This is a genomic window from Candidatus Defluviilinea gracilis, assembly GCA_016716235.1.
Lineage (GTDB): Bacteria > Chloroflexota > Anaerolineae > Anaerolineales > Villigracilaceae > Defluviilinea > Defluviilinea gracilis.
Genome location: JADJWS010000003.1, coordinates 353,045 through 370,972, shown reverse-complemented (window position 1 = coordinate 370,972; position 17,928 = coordinate 353,045). Strand labels below are relative to the sequence as shown.

Genomic DNA, 17,928 nt, shown 5'->3' with positions numbered 1-17,928 from the left:
AAAATAACATCCCTTCGGGATTGTTTAAACATGAACCCAAAGGATGGCATATTCATAACCAACGGAGGCAACCATGGCAGGCACATATTCCCAAATCTACATTCAGATCGTCTTCGCCGTGCAGGGACGCCAGAATCTCCTCCAAAAAGAATGGCGGCAGGAAGTGTTCAAATATATGGCGGGGATCATCAAGAACAAGGGACACAAGCCGATCATCGTCAACGGTGTGGAGGATCATGTCCATGTGTTCGTTGGTCTCAAACCCGCGATGGCGATCTCTGATCTGGTGCGGGACATCAAAAATAATTCGTCCAACTTCATCAACGACCACGCATGGATCAAAGGCAGGTTTAACTGGCAGGAAGGCTACGGGGCGTTTTCATACGGACATTCGCAGGTCGAAGATGTGTACAATTACATTTTGAATCAGGAACGGCACCATGCCAAACAGACGTTCAAGGATGAATACACGGAATTCCTCAAGAAGTTCGAAGTCGAACATGATGTGAAGTATTTGTTTGAATGGGTGGAGTAACTGCAATTTGAGGAGGTGTATAATTTGGGGTGGTTATTATTTGTATAAAAGGTGAAATATGAAAACTAATATTTCCGTTCCTAACCTTGTTTATCAATCCAACGAAAATATTGAATTGGAATTAGTTGATATGCAACTCGCTGCTGAATTTGCCGCATGGGATATCGCCAGTGACGAGGCTTTTGAAAATTTTGAAAGAGAGTTGGAGTATATCGTTTGAGCGCGTAGGCAAATGAGTCTTTATCGTTACATGAATAATATAGAACTCGGAGATTTCTCAAATCTCCGAGTTCTTGGTTTCAGGCTTTGGACCGACAATTTCTGCAAAGCGCGGGTCGTTTCGTGTCCATTGCAAATCTGGGTCTTCCCACGCCCAACCTGAATTGAACTTCCCGCCCTGCGCGGCTTTTCGCAAATATTCAAACGCCAGATCGAAATTATCACACACGCTTTCCAAACACGCCCTGTTATAAAAATCATCAGCGGGAATATATTGGCGGGCTTTTTCCACAAATACAGGTTCAACCGATTCACCCATCGTTTTTTTTATGGAAGCAATCCCAAGATATGAATTGAAATCTTCGGGGTCAATTTCGATTATTTTCTCCAAAATAGGGATGGCGTCTCTTTCCTTGTTTATGACCCTCAATAAGATCGCCAAGTTGGAGTACGCGGTGGCGTGCGACGGATTGAGTTCGATGGCTTTGCGATAACTGGCTTCCGCTTCCTCGTAGCGTTTCAGGTTTTCATCACTGAGCAAATTACCCAAGTTGGAGTACGCGGTGGCGTACGACGGATTGAGTTCGATGGCTTTGCGATAACTGGCTTCCGCTTCCTCGTAGCGTTTCAGATTTTCATGCAAAAGTAAACCCAAGTTGGAGTACGCGGTGGCGTGCGACGGATTGAGTTCGATGGCTTTGCGATAACTGGCTTCCGCTTCCTCGTAGCGTTTCAGGTTTTTCAACAAGATACCCAAGTTGGAGTACGCGGTGGCGTCCGACGGATTGAGTTCGATGGCTTTGCGATAACTGGCTTCCGCTTCCTCGTAGCGTTTCAGCGTAGAAAAAAGCACCCCTGTAACATTGTGTCCATTGGGGTCGGATGGACTTAACTGAATATATCGCTCCATTAACTGAGCCGATTTCTTGAATTGCTTTTCATAATAAAGCGCTATTGCAAGCCCATACATCGAAGGCAGTATTTCTTTATCCGAGAGATTCAACAGTAATTGCAATAAGCGTTCATTGAAAAAGATCCATGAAAGGGTATGTTGTTTGGCTTCTATCTGCCCGTCGCTGGGCGAAACCCTCCCTTCTTCAAGACGTACGATATTGGTTTCGCGAGTCAGGTATTGAATCGCTTTCTGAACGCGGCTTCTCCGCAGGTATGTTTGAATAAAAGTACCGCCCCAAATGATCAAAGCGGTTTTTTCAACCAAAAACGGAAGCAGTTCGATCCCTGCTTGTTGTAAAACGTCTATTGCATCATAAACGTATGCAGCCGCAGGCAGTCTCTTCACCGCCCGCTCGTAAATGTCCCGCCACGAGCCGTCCAGCGTATCTGTAAAATCATCCTTGCTGACAGGCTTGTTTTGAGCGCGATAACGGCGCAAGTTCAGAAGAATATTGCGGTACGTGCCGTCGCTCTTGCGAGCGATCGCTTCAAATTCGCTTTCATCCGCTTTTAGATCTGCCTGTTTGGTCGTGTCTTCGAGCAGATTAACGATGACCGAATCGGCGGGTTCTGAAATCTCGATTCTTTCAAAGCGTTTCCACAACCTGTCATTCTCATCGTACTCCAAATGTTTCCATTGTTCGGCTTCGCTCCTCGCGGTGGCAATCACGCGAATTTCGTTCTCCGTGCACATGCCTTCGAACATATCCAGCATTTGCGTAAGCCTGTCGTGATAGGACAATTGGCTGAGCATCAGGGTCTTTTCATTTTCAACGCGCGGAGATTGGGTTCGATTACCCACGCTGAATAGTCCGTTCAGATCATCCAATAGGATCAATACGCGTGAGCGGTTTCCCCCAAGTTCTTCGGGCAGGGTTTTGGGAACATCCAGCCAGCCTGTTTGAATCCGTAAAACGCGCCAGCCCTCCAACATCATCGTTTGAGCTAACATGCCCGCTTCGCGCGTCTTTCCATACCCTGTCGGCGCTGTGATCAATACATGGCGGGATCGAGTGAGCGCCGCCTTTAATTCCGCCTGCAAATCTTGTTTGGGGTTGCGCGGCTGGTACTTGATATTGTGGTCTGCTAATGGGCTATCGTCATTTTCGGTTGCGTATAATTTGGGGAGCAAAACACCTGGGTCGGAAATCACTTCAAAGACTTTCAAATCAACCCGAATTCGATTGTTCCACCAGCGCAAAATTCCCCACTTGAATATTGCCCAAAGGATTCCCCCAACCGTAATGGTCGCTGCAAGGGCGGCGCCAATGGCTGTTATCGCATCCTTGTTTTGAGTCCACCAATCCATGCTGGAATTTTAGACCTAGGGCGATTGCATCTAAATTGAGGTAAAAAAGGGCTATCTTGAAGGAGGTAGCCATGACAAAGAAGCCATTGGAGGCGATCGCCGAGCATTTTAGCAAAGTGAGCGATCCGCGGGTGGATCGAACGAAGGAACATAAACTCATAGATTTGATCAGCATCGCCATATGTGCGGTGATCTGTGGAGCGGAAGGCTGGACGGACATTGAGCATTTTGGGCATAGCAAGATAGTCTGGCTGAGCACGTTTCTTGAATTGCCGAATGGTATCCCGTCGCATGACACTTTTGGTCGGGTCTTCTCGAAGTTGGATGCCCAACAGTTCCAGTTGGCGTTTTACGAATGGGTCTGGGCAGTCAATGAGATCATCCCAGGCAAATCATCAATATGGATGGGAAGCGTTTGGGTGGCTCGCAGGATCGGCTACTGGGCAAACGAGCCATTTATATGGTCAGCGCTTGGGCGGAAGAAAACGAGATTGTTCTGGGACAGCGTAAAGTGGACGAAAAGTCGAACGAGATCACCGCCATCCCCGAATTACTCAAGATTCTGGCGCTTGCAGGCTGTATTGTGACCATAGATGCCATAGGAACCCAAACCAATATTGCCCAAACCATCGTCGCAGCTCAGGCAGATTATGTTTTGAGTGTGAAAGAGAACCAGGGGCGTCTGTTTGAAGATATTTCGGTCGTGTTTGCGGTCGATCAAGCCCACAACTTCAAATATGCTTCCCTGGACTATGACAAGACAGCGAATAAGGGACATGGGCGCATAGAAATTCGAGAATGCTGGAGTACCTCTGATCCTGCCTATCTAAACTTGATTCGTAACAAAGAAAACTGGCTGGTCTGCAAAGCATTGTCATGCTCGTGTGCACGCGGAACGTGGCTGGCAAGGAAACCAAAACAGTACGCTACTATATCTCCAGCCTGCCCAGTCACCCGAAACGATTGTTACATCTGGTGCGCAGACACTGGGCGATTGAAAATGAACTGCACTGGGTCTTGGATGTGGCTTTGCGGGAAGACCATAGTCGTGTGCGTAAAGATCAAGCTCCTGAAAACTTCGCCGTCCTTCGCCACATTGCGCTCAATCTGCTCAAACAGGAGAAAACCGCCAAAGGCGGTATGCATGCCAAGCAACTCCAAGCCGCTTGGAACCAGGATTACCTCCTCAAAGTCCTCGCCTCACCGATTTAGATGCGATTGCCCTAATTTTAGACCAGTTTGGAAATATCCGCAATAACGCTTATGATACAATCCCGCCACTAACACAAAGGACGCCTTGGGGGAGCAGTGAGCCTTTGTGAAATTACTATTTTCGGAGAACAATCTATGCCAAGAAGAAGTCTCGCTCGCCTGTACAAGGACGAGTTCACTGGCTATTCGCTTGCCAAATTTCAACAGGACTTGCTCGCGGGTCTCACCGTTGCCGCGGTGGCGTTGCCGCTCGCGCTGGCGTTCGGAGTTGCCTCGGGCGCGACCGCGGCGGCAGGACTCGTCACCGCCATCCTCGCGGGCTTTGTGATGGGAGCGCTTACGGGCGCGCCGTTCCAGATCAGCGGACCCACAGGCGCGATGTCTGCCGTGTTGATCGTCCTCGTCCAACGCTACGGACTCGAAGGCATCTGGGTCGCGGGTTTGCTTTCGGGCATTATCCTATTCGTCATCGGTCTGTTGCGGCTCGGGCGTTTCATCGCGTTCATCCCCTCCGCCGTGATCAGCGGATTCACCTCGGGCATCGCGCTCATCATCTTCATCGGTCAAATTGACAACCTGCTCGGCGTCAAAACTCCCGCCACAGACACCGCCGCGGAAAAAATTCTCGGATACTTTCAAGGCGGATTCACCCCCAGCCTCCAGTCTCTAGCCATCGGTTTGCTTGTGATCGGGACGATGCTCTTCATGCCCAAAAAATGGACGGCGCGCTTCCCCGCGTCACTCCTCGGCATCATCCTCGCCACGCTTCTTTCCTCGATGCTTCGACACGGCTCAGCACAAGCGTTGAGTTGGTCCGCCCAAACCATCGGCGACATCCCCAATTCTCTAATTCTCCAATCTCGACTTTCTCTTTCCAACATCCCCTGGACTCACCTCTCCGAATTCCTCGCGCCGACTCTCACCATCACCGCATTGGGCGCAGTGGAGTCGTTGTTGTGCGGCGCGGTTGGCTCGAACATGACCGGTATCCGCTTGCAGGCGAATCAAGAGTTGATCGCACAAGGCGTGGGCAACATGCTCATCCCGTTCTTCGGCGGAGTGCCCGCCACGGCGGCGATCGCGCGCTCCAGTGTGGGAATCAAATCGGGCGGACAGACCCGCCTTGTCAGCATTGTCCACGCCATCGGGTTGTTGCTGTCCATGTTTCTGCTCGCGCCGTTCATGGGACGAATCCCTTTGGCGGCGTTGGCGGGTGTGTTGATGGTCACCGCCATCCGCATGAACGAATGGGAGGCGATTCGATTCATCTTCGGCAAACGCTTCAAGACCGACATGATCTCGTTCATCGTGACGATGCTTGCCACTGTTGTCCTCGATTTGACGCAAGCCATCCTCATCGGTTCCTTCCTCGCGGGCGCGGTCTTCCTCAACAAGATCGCGGGCATTGACATCGAAGTACAGGAAGTAGACGTTCAGCGGCTCAAGCAAAAGGGAATCGAAACGGCGGGGAAGTGCAAACACGTGAAGGTTGCGTTCCTCACGGGTCCGTTGTTCTTTGCGGCGACGGGACAATTCAACGAGGCGTTTCAAAATTTGAAAGACACACACGCGTTGATCCTCTCGATGCGCGGAGTTTCGCTGATTGACACGGCGGGCATCGAGGCGATCCATCGTCTGCATGAACGTTTGCATCAGCGAGGTGGAACGCTCATGTTCGCGGGAGTCCATGACAATGCCTACAACATGATGAAGCGCGGCGGACTCGTGGATACCATCGGAGAGAAAAACTTCTTCTGGTCGAGCGACCAGGCAATCGTCGCGGCAGAGAAGCGGGGATGTAAATATTGCTCTGGCGGTGGATAGGCAGTGGATCGCGAAAACAGGTTCTTGACGCAGTTGTACTGCGTCAAGGCAGGCAACACGATTTGCTTGGTAAATCGAACTGCCGCCTGAACTTTCGCGAAATACAGATAGTGATTGCGCTGGCAATCCGATATAATCTCATCATGACCCGTCGATTGAGAATCCTCTTTTTTATTTCGGTTCTCCTGTCCTCTTGCGCGAGAGAGGCGTCGGCGACCCCGATTCCGCGCGCCACAAGCCCTGTCTCTACGCCGTCGGTTGCCGTCACCTCCGCCCCGCGCATTCAGCCGAACGACCTCACTTTCATCGAGTTCTTTTCTGGCGCTTGAATGGAATGTCGCGCCATGAAGCCCATCGTGGATGGGATCAAGAATCAGTACAATGGATGTATGAAGGTGGAGCGCGTTAACTTCCATGAGCGGACCGCATGGCGCGACCTGTTGTCTCCTTTCGCCACGCCCGAGTTTGTGCTTCTCGATTCGCAGAATGATATTCTTTATCGCTGGTTTGGTACGGTGGAACCGAAGGAATTTTCCGCCGTGTTAGACCCGCTGTGCAAAGACTGATGGTATACAAGCAATGACCAAAACTCTCAACTGGGGATTACTCTCCACGGCGCGCATCAACCGCGCATTGATCCCGCCGTTGCAAGTTTCGAAGCGGAATCATGTGTTGGCTGTGGCTTCTCGTTCGCCAGAGAGTGCCAACGCCTACGCCAAAGAGAAAAAGATCCCGCGCGCGCATGGCTCGTATGAGGCGTTACTTGCCGACCCCGACATTGACGTGATTTACAACTCGTTGCCGAATCACCTCCATGCCGAATGGACGATTAAAGCGGTGGAGGCAGGCAAGCACGTGCTCTGCGAAAAGCCGCTCGCGTTATCCGTAGAGGAAGTGGACGCCATCAAACATGCCGCGCATACGCATGGACGAATCGTGGCGGAGGCGTTCATGTACCGTCACCATCCGCAGACGTTGAAAGCGCGGGAGATTGTGCGGAGCGGCTCGCTCGGCGCGTTAAAGATGATCCGCGGCTCGTTCAGCTTCGTGCTGACCCGCGAAAACGATGCGCGCTTGACCCCCGAGTGGGGCGGCGGAAGCATTTGGGATGTGGGCTGTTACCCAATCAGTTACGCAAGAATGGTCACAGGCTTGGAGCCGGTCGAAGTATTTGGCTGGCAGGTCGAAGGTCCGACAGGAATCGACGAGACCTTCGTCGGGCAGATGCGTTTCGATGGAGACCTCCACGCGCAGTTTGACTCCAGTTTCGTCATCCCGTTCCACGCATTTATGGAAATTGTCGGCAGTGACGGCGCGTTGAATATTCCGCATCCGTTTAAACCCGGCGTCGATGAAACGATCTATCTCACGCGGAACGACAAGACTGAATCGATCCGCGTGCGCGGCGGCGAATTGTATATCGGCGAGGTGGAGGATATGGCGGACGCGATTCTGCTGGGGCGCGAACCGCGCGTCTCACTGGATGATTCGCGCGCCAATATCCGCGTGATCCGCGCTTTGCTCGAATCGTCCCGCGCGTCGATGCCTGTTCGTTTGTCGCGGGATGATTTCTAAATCGCTTCACAGTCTGGTACACTTGCCGCATTCTTTCCCGGAGGATTTGTATGGATTTGCATCACACCGACGACGCCGTCACCCGCCGCATCAAAGCGATGAACGATCGCGTTGCCATGCTCAAAGAAAACGACTTGTATTTTTACAACCAGCCTGTGGAAGAACTGCTCGATGACTCGAAAGTGCGCGTGCGCGGGCGCGTGATGGGGATGTACGCCTCCTACGGCTACTTGGGCTTGCTCAACCACCCGCGCATTAACGCCGCCGCCAAAGCCGCCGTAGACAAATTCGGCACGGGGACGAACGGCGTGCGCACGCTGGCTGGCACGTTGACGATCCACAATGAACTCGAAGAGACGATCGCAAATTTCAAACACGCCGAATCTGCGATCACGTATTCATCGGGCTATGCAACGAATCTAACTGTCGTCTCGACCATGATGGGACGCGGCGATTATGTCTTCTCCGATAAATTGAATCACGCCTCCATCGTGGACGGCTGTTTGATGTCGGGCGCGGAGTTTCGCCGATTCCGCCACAACGAAATGGATCATCTCGAAGGCTTGCTGAAAAACGCGCCGAGCGACGTTGCCAAACTCGTCATTGCCGATTCGGTCTTCAGCATGGACGGCGACATCATCGACCTGCCTACGATGGTTGACCTGTGCAAAAAATACAACGCCTGGTTGATGATCGATGAGGCGCACTCGATCGGCGTGCTCGGCAAGACCGGGCGCGGCATCGAAGAATATTTCGACCTCTACGAGGGCATCGATATCAAGATGGGCACCTTGAGCAAGACCATCCCCTCGGTGGGCGGATATGTCGCCGCGAGCAAAGAGATCATCACCTATCTGCGTCACGCGAGCCGCGCGTATATTTTCTCCGCCGCCCTGCCGCCCGCGCAAGCCGCCGCCGCGAACGAAGCCTTCAAAGTGATCCTCGATGAACCCTGGCGCATCGAACGCTTGAATCAGAACACCAAACAATTCATCGGCGGGCTCAAAAGCATGGGCTTCGACACCATGCTCACCGAGACGGCAATCGTCCCTGTCTTATGCGGCACGGATGAAGCGGCGTTCGCCATGACGCGCGAAGCGCAACACAACGATGTGTTCGTCCTGCCGGTCGTTTCGCCCGCCGTGCCAGAGGGATTGGCGAGGCTGAGGGCAACCGTCACCGCCGCGCACGACCCGAGCGAGATCGAACGCGCGATGGACGTCATCGGCGAAGCGGGGAAGAAATTGGGGATCATCAAATAACATCGAACCAGACCCGCCAGCATGGCGGGTCTCTGATTATCTTACAGAATACATTTGGACGCAGATAAACGCTGATTTCGCTGATTCAAAAGAAAGAAAATCTGCGTTTTCTGCGTGAATCAGCGTCCCGATTTTGAAAATGCAAGGTGATCTGGGCGGGTCTTTATTTTCGTCGAAAATTTTCGAATCCCTCGTAATCAACGGGAAAGCGCCTCACCACGGAAGACACAGAGTCTTGCGCTGAGTTCATCGAAGCGACACAAATGGCAAAAAAGAACCCCGAGTCCTTGAGTATTTCCTTTGTGACCGTCGTGTCCTTTGTGTTTGAAAAAAAAGACTTCCCGTTAAAAACGGTAGAGTCAAATTTTCATGTTATCTTCATAAAACTACAACAATCTTCTAACAGGCAGAGTGTAAACTCTAATCAACCGAAGGAGATAAAAAATGAAATGGCAATGGAAACTGGGTCGCTTTCTTGGCATTGACGTGTACGTCCATGCCACGTTTCTTCTATTGATCGGCTGGGTGGGATACAGCTACTGGCTCCAGCATGGGACCATCGCCCAGGTGGTGAACGGCATCATCTTCATCCTCGCTCTTTTTCTCTGCGTTGTCTTGCATGAATACGGTCACGCGCTGACCGCCCGCAAATACGGCATCAAAACCCGCGACATCACCCTATATCCCATTGGCGGTGTGGCGCGGTTGGAGCGCATGCCTGATAAACCCATCGAGGAGTTGTGGGTCGCGCTGATGGGACCCGCCGTTAACGTGGTCATCGCTGGGATTCTCTTTGCGCTTCTTGCCGCGACGGGGAAACTGACTCCGCTCACCAGCTTGACCATCGCCTCAGGCTCTTTTCTCATGCGCTTGATGGTGATCAACATCACCCTCGTGCTCTTTAATCTTATCCCTGCCTTCCCCATGGACGGCGGGCGTGTTTTGCGAGCCATCCTCGCCATGCGTATGGACTACGTCCACGCGACGCAGGTTGCCGCGAGCATCGGTCAGGGCATAGCGTTCTTGTTTGGGTTTATCGGCATGTTCAGCAATCCCTTCCTGCTGTTCATCGCTTTCTTCGTCTACATCGGCGCGTCGCAGGAAGCCAGCATGGCGTTGATGAAAAATTCGATCAGCGGAATCCCCGTCACGCGAGCGATGCTGACGGATTTCAAAACCCTTTCGCCGCGCGACACGCTTGCGCAAGTTGTGGGACTCATCCTTGCCGGTTCACAGCATGATTTCCCCGTGGTGGATGCCAACGGAGCAGTGATGGGAATCCTCGAACGCGACGCGTTCATCGCCGCGTTATCGCGCCAGGGACAAAGCGCGCCGGTCGTCGGCGTGATGCGGAAAGATGTCCCCAGTGTGGATTCGCACGACATGGTCGAATCAGCCCTCACTCGTCTGCAAGAAACGGGCGCGAAGACTCTGCCCGTCATGCACGCCGGTCAATTCGTCGGCTTGATCACCGCGGAAAACATCACCGAATTTTTGATGATCCGCTCGGCGTTGAAAGCGGCGGCGTAGAATCCCCTAGATATTTTTCACCTGATACAACAAATTATCCTCCACCTTGTAAAACAACGGCGCGACAAAGATCTTCGGGTAACGCGATCGTAACCGTTGCGCCTCGCTGAGCACGAAATCGATTTCGTTGCCGATCTCGAACATCGGGGTAAAGTTCGTGAAGTGTTGTTCCGCCAGCTCGCGCTCCCAGCCTGCGCGTTCGACCAAACCTTGAATGAACGCCTCCTTGCGCGACATCAAGTTGACCATCCCGCACTGGTTGTGACCGATCAACGCGATGCACGTCACGCCTCCCACCGCGATGGCGTATGAAACTTTGAATTCGCTGTAGCGCAAATTCGCGCCGCCCGCGCGGATGATGTATGCAAAGTTATCAGGGATATGCAAATGCTTGCGGTTATCCATGCACATGCCGATCAGCAATTGCGCTTGTGTGTACGCTTCATACTCCCTGTTGAGATTGTTGTATTCAAGCAATAATCCAACAGGGGTATTTTGGTATTCGGGGAAAATGTCGTCTTTTGTAGAAACAGGGAAGAGGCGATGCATGAAACTAAACTCCTATAAACGTTGCAATAAAACGTAGTGACGACTTCAGTCGTCCTGCGCTGAGACGACTAAAGTCGTCACTACGAAACCTTTACTCATTATAAACAAAAAAGGAGACCGAGCCTCCCAGCCCAGTCTCCAATCTCAATTCTCTAATTCTCTGCTCTTCCTCACCCCGCCAACCCAACCACAAAATTGAAGAATCTCCAATACAAGTTATACAGCGGCTGGGGCCACGAAGTCTTCGGCAGAATAGGCGGGAAAGACGATGAAGCTTCTTCGTCGAAATAGTTATCCGCGCCGTTCGAGTCCCAAATGATATCGAACCCCCTGCCAAGTATCTTCTTTACAAACGGATCGGCGTCGTAGCCGTTGTTCTCGTAGATGTTATCGTGCGCGTACACATGCTCGGGGTTTGGACCCACGTCAATCTCGTTGACGTCGAACCCGATCGTGAGGTTGAACACTGCCAACCCGCCCGATTTATTGCCGCGGATGGTGTTGTTATACACTTCCACCTCGTCTGCGGCGAGGATCAAGATGCCCGTCCCAGAGGGAGCGAGCGCCACGGCGGTTCCGGGTTTGCCGAAGTTCTCGCCGTTGTTATTTTCAACAACGTTATCGTACACTTTTGTGTATAACGAAACCTTGGACGGCAATTGCGGTAGAAGATCAATGAAAATCCCAACGGTGTTGTCGCGCGCCACGTTGTTATACACTTCACCGTTGACCGTGTTCTCCAGCTCAACGCCGATCACATTGCCGTAGGTCAACGTATCGCGGATCACCACATTCTCCGACTTGCCCGCGTAGACCGCCGCGTCGTTCATCAACGTCGCTTCGATACGTTCGATCAGCACATCCGTACAGCGCACGGGGTACACGCCGTACACGCCGGTATTTTCAATATACAGATCATGCAAATACACGCCCGTCGCGCCTTCCACCAGCACGCCGTTCGATGTGTAATTCTTTACGGCGAAGTTATACATCTCGAAATTATTTCCCGATGCGATGACTCCATCCGAGCGCGTGCCTTCGCCGTCAATCACGGGCCACTCGCCCTGATCATTCGGGATGCCCACCAGTTTGACATCGCTCCAATCCAACACCACCGACTCGTGATAAATCCCATACGGGACTTCGATCGTATCGCCCGGACCAGACCGGTCGACGGCTTGTTGAATCGTTTCCTTTGGGCCCACGCGGACGACAGTCGGTTCATGCGCAGGGATGCCTGATTCAGTCACCTCGACATTCAACTGGCTGACAACTTCGCGCGCCAGGTTAGGGTATTGTTCCACCACCGGCAAGCCCGATGGCACAGAGGTTGGAATTTCGGGCATCGCGCTTTCATCGGTTAGCGCGTAGAGGAACGCGACCAAATCTTCGTGTTCCTGCGCGCTCAACTCAATGGGGAGGATGTGACGGTCTACTTCCAAGCCGTATTGACTCCCGCCGCCTTTTTCGTAGAACCAGAGAACGTCATCCAGCGTGGCGAATGCGCCGTTGTGCATGTACGGTCCCGTCAACGCGACGTTGCGCAACGTCGGCGCTTTGAATGCGCCATCCTGTCCGTCGCTGGCAATGGCGGCGCGACCCTCGTCGTGCTGGAACCCTTCGAGGTCGGGCGAACCGGTCACGAAGAAATCATCCGAGCCGAAGGTTGGCGCGGCGTGACATTCAAAGCAACGCGTCGCCGCCGAACGGAAGAGGTTCAAGCCGCGCCGTTGCTGCGATGTCAACGCGTCGAATTGACCCGCGGCGTATTTATCAAAAGGGCTATTGTTTGAAACCAGAGTCCGCTCGAAGGAAGCGATCGCTGTTTGCGCGTTTTCGACGGTGATGGCATTGTTCCCAAATGCCTTGTTGAACAACTCCACATATTCGGGGATTTTCATCAAGCGCGCGACGGTTTCCGCGTCAGAGCCAGCCATTTCATTCTCCGCGTGCAGAGGCACAGACATTTGCGCTTCCAGCGAGTCTGCGCGGCCGTCCCAGAAAAGTTTTGTCGAGTAGCCGGCGTTCCATAGCGTGGGCGTATTGCGCGGTAGGGATGAACCATCGGAACCTTTTGCCGTTTGCAAGCCATCGCTGAAACCGAGGCTGGGGTTATGGCACGTGGCGCACGACATATCTTGATTCTTGGAAAGGATCGGGTCGAAAAATAACAAACGACCGAGTTTCGCTTTTTCAGGCGATGTATCGCCGTTGAGCGCGGGGAATTCGCGTTGCAACCCGCTATACGCGGGAAGCACACTGCTCGCGCCCGCGCCCCACTTCTCTTCGGGAGGCAGTTCGTCGAAGGGCAGGGGGGCAAACGCGGCGTAGAAGATGCCGACGAGGGCAAGCAAGCCCAAAATAAGGAAGATGCGTTTAATCCAGATTTTCATTTCTCCTCCGAGAAGACCTCACAGGTCATTAGGGTCGGTAAATTAATAACTTCCGTATGTTTGTTCGCTCGCAGTTGCACTGCGAGCGGGATGCACGATTTGCCAAGTAAATCGAACTGCATCCCCAACCGGGAATTGAGAAGACCTCGCAGGTCTTTAAGACCTGTGAGGTCTATCATATTATTTCAACGTCATCAAAAACGCGACCACCGCTTCGAGTTCCTCGCTGGTCAATTCTTTTCCAAAATTGGTCGGCATGGTGTCTGTATATTCAGGGACGAGGAAATCTTTCGGAAACAGGATCGACGTTTCGAGATATTCCGTCGCCTCCATCCCAGGGACGCGGGTTCCAGCCCGTGTGGCGACTCCTGCCAGCGGCGGACCGATGATTACCGTATCTGGCACAAGCGCGTGGCATTGCGCGCATCGCAAGTTGAAGACCGATTGACCCAGTTGTTCGAACGCCGTCAGGGTTGGCGCGGGCGTGGCGCTCGAGGAACAGGCAGAGAGCAAGAGGAGGGCGAGCATCGCGCACAGCAGAAAGGATCGCGGATAGGTCATTTATTGGATGGATTCCAGATCGCGGAGGAGAAGTTGTTGGTCTTCGTCTTGTGTCACTTGTTGCGCGAAACTGCGCGCCTGATTGAGATATTCAAGCATGATCACGCGGTTGCCGCTTTGCATTTCGGCGCGGGCGAGGGTTTCGCAGGCATAGCCTTTATAAAATGGATCGAGACTCGCCGCGTGCTTCAACGCCTGTAGACCATACGTCCGCGCGAGGCTGGGTTGTTGAATGATGTTATACACGCGCGAGACTTGCCAATACCCGACTGATAGTGGTTTCGCAGAGACGTCCTCGCGCTGGGACCAATGCCATAGCGATGCGATGGCATTGTGCAACATTGCCAGGTTTTCTTCGTCGGTGCGTTCGCTTTTTTCTATAAGTTCCCAAGTTCTGTTGAAATTTTCGGCTGAGAAATATTTGTGCGCGGCTGAAACGTCGAATGGGATGGTGTCTGCCATGAAGATTCCTATTTTGCCAGCCGAACGAGTTGCGGGCGCGAGTTGGGCACGCGCTTCACCTCGCCGCGCGCTTCGAGATCGAGTTTGACGGTGGTGACGTACCACATCACCGAGCCGTCGAATTTTCCGCGCACTTCTTTTTCCACTGCGCGCGAGAGTTTCATAAAGGTCATTTCTTTGTTGCTGCGAAGTTCGCTCATAATTGCTTTTCGTATCATGTCGTATTTTTCCCTGCTGATGTTCACGCCCTGTTTCTTTTCAGGATGCAGAGTTTTGACCAAATCTTTCATTCCAGCCTCCTCTCGTTGGTGGGGTATTTTACTCCCAACCGCGCAACTTGGCGGGAGTAATTCGGATGGCGACTGAGTATTCGCGGGAGAATTCTTCCGGGGTCGCGCCCAAACCTTGGATCCCCGCCTTGTATTTTTTCATGTACGCGCGGATCTTATGCGCGGGCAACGAACTCGTTTCAACAAGCGCTGTCCCTATGAAAATGATCAGATGCTCTTGCGCTTTTTTATCTGCAGAGTTGAAATGCAATGAAACTTGCGGATTCTTTCGGATGTGTTTCAGTTTATGCGCCAGCGGCTTGCTAAAAATGAGGAACGAATTTTTGTCCCAGATGAACCACACCGGTCTGGGTTGAGGCGCGCCTGTTGAGTCCACCGTCGTCAGCCAGATGAAGTATTCGCTTTTCAAATGTTTCTTGGCGACGCGCCCGAATTTGGTGTTCAAGTTCAGCATGATGATTCTCCTGTCATTTATTTTCAACCCCAAGCCATTGTAGCGCGATATCCATGTCGGATGTAACCCATACATTCGCCCCGCGATTGACGGCGGTATTTTCGCCCATTTTGTTGATCGCCTCCGGTCTTGCAACGGTAACCACCTTTATTTTTGGTCCCCACGCGTTGGCGATTTCGACACCAAAGCGATAGCGGTCAAGGATGCTGGGATTGCCTTCAACATTTCTCAAGTCGAGCAATGCTTTATTTAGATTCTCTTTCTGACAGCGATCAGCTAGATCATGAATGATGGATACCAACAAGTTCAGCGAATAGTTTCCGCTGGCTTCTACAAGCAAATAATCGCCCTTGTTTTGACAGGTATACATGAATGACCTCAAGGTGTTTTTGGTGGTTTCTCTACTATATTGACAATCATCGTGTCAAATATTTTCGTTCCGGAGGGCTACCCTGTTACGCCAAGCCATTCCAAAGCATGAGCAAGATCGGATGTGGATAATAAATTCGCGCCGCGGTTGACGGCGGTATTTTCGGTCATGTGGCTAAGACTTTCAGGTCGCAGGATCAAAGCCGCTTTAATTCGCGCTCCCCACACTTTGGCAACCTCAATTCCGTGGAGATGGCGTTCAAGGATACTTGGGGCGCCCGGCATGTTCCTCATGTCCACTAACACTTTGTTCAAGTTGTGTTCTTTGCAATACGCGGTAACTTCATGGATCGCCGAATTGATCATCTCCAGTGAGTATGGCTCGTTGATCTCAACCAATAAATACTCGCCTTTGTTTTGAAGCGTGGGCATAAGGGATCGATCAACTCTTTAGCCGTTCGGCTACCAACTCCGCCACATCCTTCACTTGGATCTCCCCTCCGTCGGCTTTGGATGCGTCGGTCATCATCGCCATGCAGAATGGACATCCCACCGCGAGCGTGGATGCGCCCGTCGTCTTCGCTTCGGCAAAACGGGTCTGGTTTACTCGCGCTGTGCCGCTTTCCTCCTCCTTCCACATTTGCGCTCCGCCCGCGCCGCAACAAAACGACTTGGCAGAATTGCGCGGCATTTCAATCGTCAACGCGCCAGTGGACTGCAACGCCTCGCGCGGCGCGTCGAAAATTTTGTTGTGCCGTCCCAAATAACACGGGTCATGGAACGTCACTGATAACTGATCACTGCTTACTTCTAAACTGATCTTCCCCGCGCCAACCAACTCATTGATAAATTGCGTGTGATGCGCCACTTCGTAATTTCCGCCAAACGCGGGATATTCATTCTTGATCGTATGTAAACAATGCGGGCAAGTGGCGACGATCCGTTTCGGTTTTACCTCGTTGAGGACTTCCACGTTTTGCGAAGCCATCGCAAAGAAAATATCTTCACGTCCTGCGCGCCGAGCGGGATCGCCCGTGCAGGATTCGTTCCGCCCGAGCACGGCAAAGTTGACTCCCGCCGCGTTCAAAATTTTTGCGAACGCCTGCGCTGTCTTTTGCGCGCGCGCATCCGTTGACGCGGCACAGCCAACCCACCATAAAATATCGGGCTCGGGGTTTTGCTCGATGGTCGGCACATTGAGTCCCTCTGCCCATTTCAGGCGATCAGACTGCGGCACATTCCACGGGTTCGCGTTGCGCTCGATTCCTTTGAACGCGTTCTCGAGTTGCTTCGGGAATTGACTCTCCATCATCGAAAGATTTCGGCGGATGTCGAGGATGTCGCGCATCGGTTCATTGCCGACGGGACAGATGTCCACGCACGCGCCGCAACTTGTGCAAGCCCAGACCGCCTCTTCCGAAATGAGATTCAGCATCGGCACATCGGTGTCGCCAGTTTTCAGGTGATAACGCTTGTTGATCTCCAGCGCGGCGGGCGATAAAATTTTTCCCGTGTTGTATGCGGGACAAACCTCCTGACATCGAAAACATTGGATGCAGGCGTACGCATCCATGATCTGTTCCCAGCCGAGGTCGCTCATCTTTGCCGCGCCAAACTGTTCGATGGACTGGTCGTCGAGGTTGATGTAACTCAACTGCCCGATGGATTTCCGTTCGGGCTTGAGCGCGAAATTTAACGGCGCGACAAATAAATGGATATGTTTTGAATAAGCGAAATATGGCAGGAAGGCAAACACGAATCCCAATGAGATCCAAAACATCAAGCGCTCATTGAACAAAAGTTGCGACTCGGGCAGATTGATCCACAAGCCCGCCAGCGCGGAGGTGATGGGTTGCCATGCGTCGTGAATTTCATGGCGGGCGAGATAGAACGACTCGGCGAACACGCGCGCTAACGTGTGCGTGAAGAATGTGCCGGTCACGATCATGGAATCGATTGTGATGCCCGCGCGCGCTTTGGGGTTGAGTAGGGTGGTGTCGCGTGTGGTGAGCGTTGCAGGTTTGAGAATGTAGCGGCGGATGGACATGCCGATCATGCCGAACATCAGCGCGAACGAGATGAATTCTGCCAAGGAACGATACATGTCGCCGGGGATGCCGGTGTGGTGTAACAGGTTGACGCCCGTGTAGGCGAGGATCAATTCATTGAGGTTGACGAACACATAAACGAAAAACCCCCAGCCGATGAAGGCGTGTAAAAAACTGGGGAGCGGGCGGAACCGAAAGACGGGAGTAAAAAATACATACTTGGCGACCAGTTCCCCCGTCCGTTTTGAAGCGAGCGACCAATCCACTTTACCCTGTCCGCTGGAGAACTGTCGCGCGATCCGCCGGGCGCCGCGATACGTCCACACAACGGAAGCGATCATGAATAAGGCGAAGATAATTTTTTCGACGAGGGTGAGCATGA

Annotated in this window: 18 protein-coding genes and 1 pseudogene; 9 read left to right on the top strand and 10 right to left on the bottom strand. The window is 52.6% G+C overall.

Features of this window, described 5'->3' with window-relative positions; all coding sequences use genetic code 11:
* Positions 1-73 precede the first annotated feature (73 nt).
* Both tnpA and IPM31_15625 read left to right on the top strand, forming a co-directional pair.
* Positions 74-535 carry an IS200/IS605 family transposase gene (gene tnpA, locus IPM31_15630; GenBank protein ID MBK9008413.1) on the top strand — a complete coding sequence of 154 codons (462 nt, stop codon included), beginning with the start codon at positions 74-76 and terminating at the stop codon, positions 533-535.
* Between the two features lie 58 nt (positions 536-593).
* The gene (locus IPM31_15625; GenBank protein MBK9008412.1) at positions 594-755 is read left to right on the top strand and encodes a hypothetical protein; all 162 of its coding nucleotides are present in this window, start codon (positions 594-596) and stop codon (positions 753-755) included.
* Positions 756-812: 57 nt separating this feature from the next.
* On the opposite strand, the gene IPM31_15620 is transcribed toward IPM31_15625, so the two are convergent.
* The gene (locus IPM31_15620) at positions 813-3,017 is read right to left on the bottom strand and encodes a tetratricopeptide repeat protein (GenBank protein ID MBK9008411.1); all 2,205 of its coding nucleotides are present in this window, start codon (positions 3,015-3,017) and stop codon (positions 813-815) included.
* Between the two features lie 71 nt (positions 3,018-3,088).
* On the opposite strand from IPM31_15620, the pseudogene IPM31_15615 reads away from it, so the two are divergent.
* The 7 genes and pseudogenes from IPM31_15615 to IPM31_15585 all read left to right on the top strand — a co-directional run bounded on the left by IPM31_15615 (position 3,089) and on the right by IPM31_15585 (position 10,420).
* Positions 3,089-4,229 (top strand): annotated as a pseudogene (locus IPM31_15615) (ISAs1 family transposase).
* Positions 4,230-4,364: 135 nt separating this feature from the next.
* A complete protein-coding gene (locus tag IPM31_15610; GenBank protein ID MBK9008410.1) occupies positions 4,365-6,053 on the top strand; it encodes a SulP family inorganic anion transporter in 1,689 nt (562 codons plus the stop codon).
* A gap of 143 nt (positions 6,054-6,196) precedes the next feature.
* Positions 6,197-6,382 (top strand): hypothetical protein, encoded by a 186-nt coding sequence (locus IPM31_15605; protein ID MBK9008409.1) that lies wholly within the window; start codon positions 6,197-6,199, stop codon positions 6,380-6,382.
* Positions 6,383-6,619, top strand: a complete 237-nt coding sequence (locus IPM31_15600) for a hypothetical protein (protein MBK9008408.1) — start codon at positions 6,383-6,385, stop codon at positions 6,617-6,619.
* A 13-nt stretch (positions 6,620-6,632) separates the two neighbouring features.
* On the top strand, positions 6,633-7,628 hold the full coding sequence (locus tag IPM31_15595) for a Gfo/Idh/MocA family oxidoreductase (GenBank protein ID MBK9008407.1): 996 nt from the start codon (positions 6,633-6,635) through the stop codon (positions 7,626-7,628).
* A 50-nt stretch (positions 7,629-7,678) separates the two neighbouring features.
* Positions 7,679-8,890, top strand: a complete 1,212-nt coding sequence (locus IPM31_15590) for an aminotransferase class I/II-fold pyridoxal phosphate-dependent enzyme (protein MBK9008406.1) — start codon at positions 7,679-7,681, stop codon at positions 8,888-8,890.
* A 444-nt stretch (positions 8,891-9,334) separates the two neighbouring features.
* Positions 9,335-10,420 (top strand): site-2 protease family protein, encoded by a 1,086-nt coding sequence (locus IPM31_15585; protein MBK9008405.1) that lies wholly within the window; start codon positions 9,335-9,337, stop codon positions 10,418-10,420.
* A 6-nt stretch (positions 10,421-10,426) separates the two neighbouring features.
* On the opposite strand, the gene IPM31_15580 is transcribed toward IPM31_15585, so the two are convergent.
* The 9 genes from IPM31_15580 to IPM31_15540 form a co-directional block, all read right to left on the bottom strand.
* Positions 10,427-10,969, bottom strand: a complete 543-nt coding sequence (locus IPM31_15580; protein ID MBK9008404.1) for a carbonic anhydrase — start codon at positions 10,967-10,969, stop codon at positions 10,427-10,429.
* Between the two features lie 170 nt (positions 10,970-11,139).
* Positions 11,140-13,362, bottom strand: coding sequence for a right-handed parallel beta-helix repeat-containing protein (locus IPM31_15575; protein ID MBK9008403.1), 2,223 nt, complete (start codon positions 13,360-13,362; stop codon positions 11,140-11,142).
* Between the two features lie 180 nt (positions 13,363-13,542).
* Positions 13,543-13,923, bottom strand: coding sequence for a cytochrome c (locus IPM31_15570; protein MBK9008402.1), 381 nt, complete (start codon positions 13,921-13,923; stop codon positions 13,543-13,545).
* Positions 13,924-14,385: a hypothetical protein gene (locus IPM31_15565; protein ID MBK9008401.1), complete on the bottom strand. Its 462-nt coding sequence runs from the start codon at positions 14,383-14,385 to the stop codon at positions 13,924-13,926.
* An 8-nt stretch (positions 14,386-14,393) separates the two neighbouring features.
* Positions 14,394-14,675: a hypothetical protein gene (locus tag IPM31_15560; protein MBK9008400.1), complete on the bottom strand. Its 282-nt coding sequence runs from the start codon at positions 14,673-14,675 to the stop codon at positions 14,394-14,396.
* Positions 14,676-14,703: 28 nt separating this feature from the next.
* Entirely contained in the window at positions 14,704-15,129 is a 426-nt protein-coding gene (locus tag IPM31_15555; GenBank protein ID MBK9008399.1) for a TIGR03667 family PPOX class F420-dependent oxidoreductase, read from the bottom strand.
* Positions 15,130-15,142: 13 nt separating this feature from the next.
* Positions 15,143-15,499 carry a hypothetical protein gene (locus IPM31_15550; protein MBK9008398.1) on the bottom strand — a complete coding sequence of 119 codons (357 nt, stop codon included), beginning with the start codon at positions 15,497-15,499 and terminating at the stop codon, positions 15,143-15,145.
* A 77-nt stretch (positions 15,500-15,576) separates the two neighbouring features.
* Complete coding sequence (locus tag IPM31_15545; protein MBK9008397.1) at positions 15,577-15,930, bottom strand: hypothetical protein; 354 nt, start codon at positions 15,928-15,930, stop codon at positions 15,577-15,579.
* Between the two features lie 10 nt (positions 15,931-15,940).
* Entirely contained in the window at positions 15,941-17,926 is a 1,986-nt protein-coding gene (locus IPM31_15540; GenBank protein ID MBK9008396.1) for a (Fe-S)-binding protein, read from the bottom strand.
* Between the last annotated feature and the right edge of the window lie 2 nt (positions 17,927-17,928).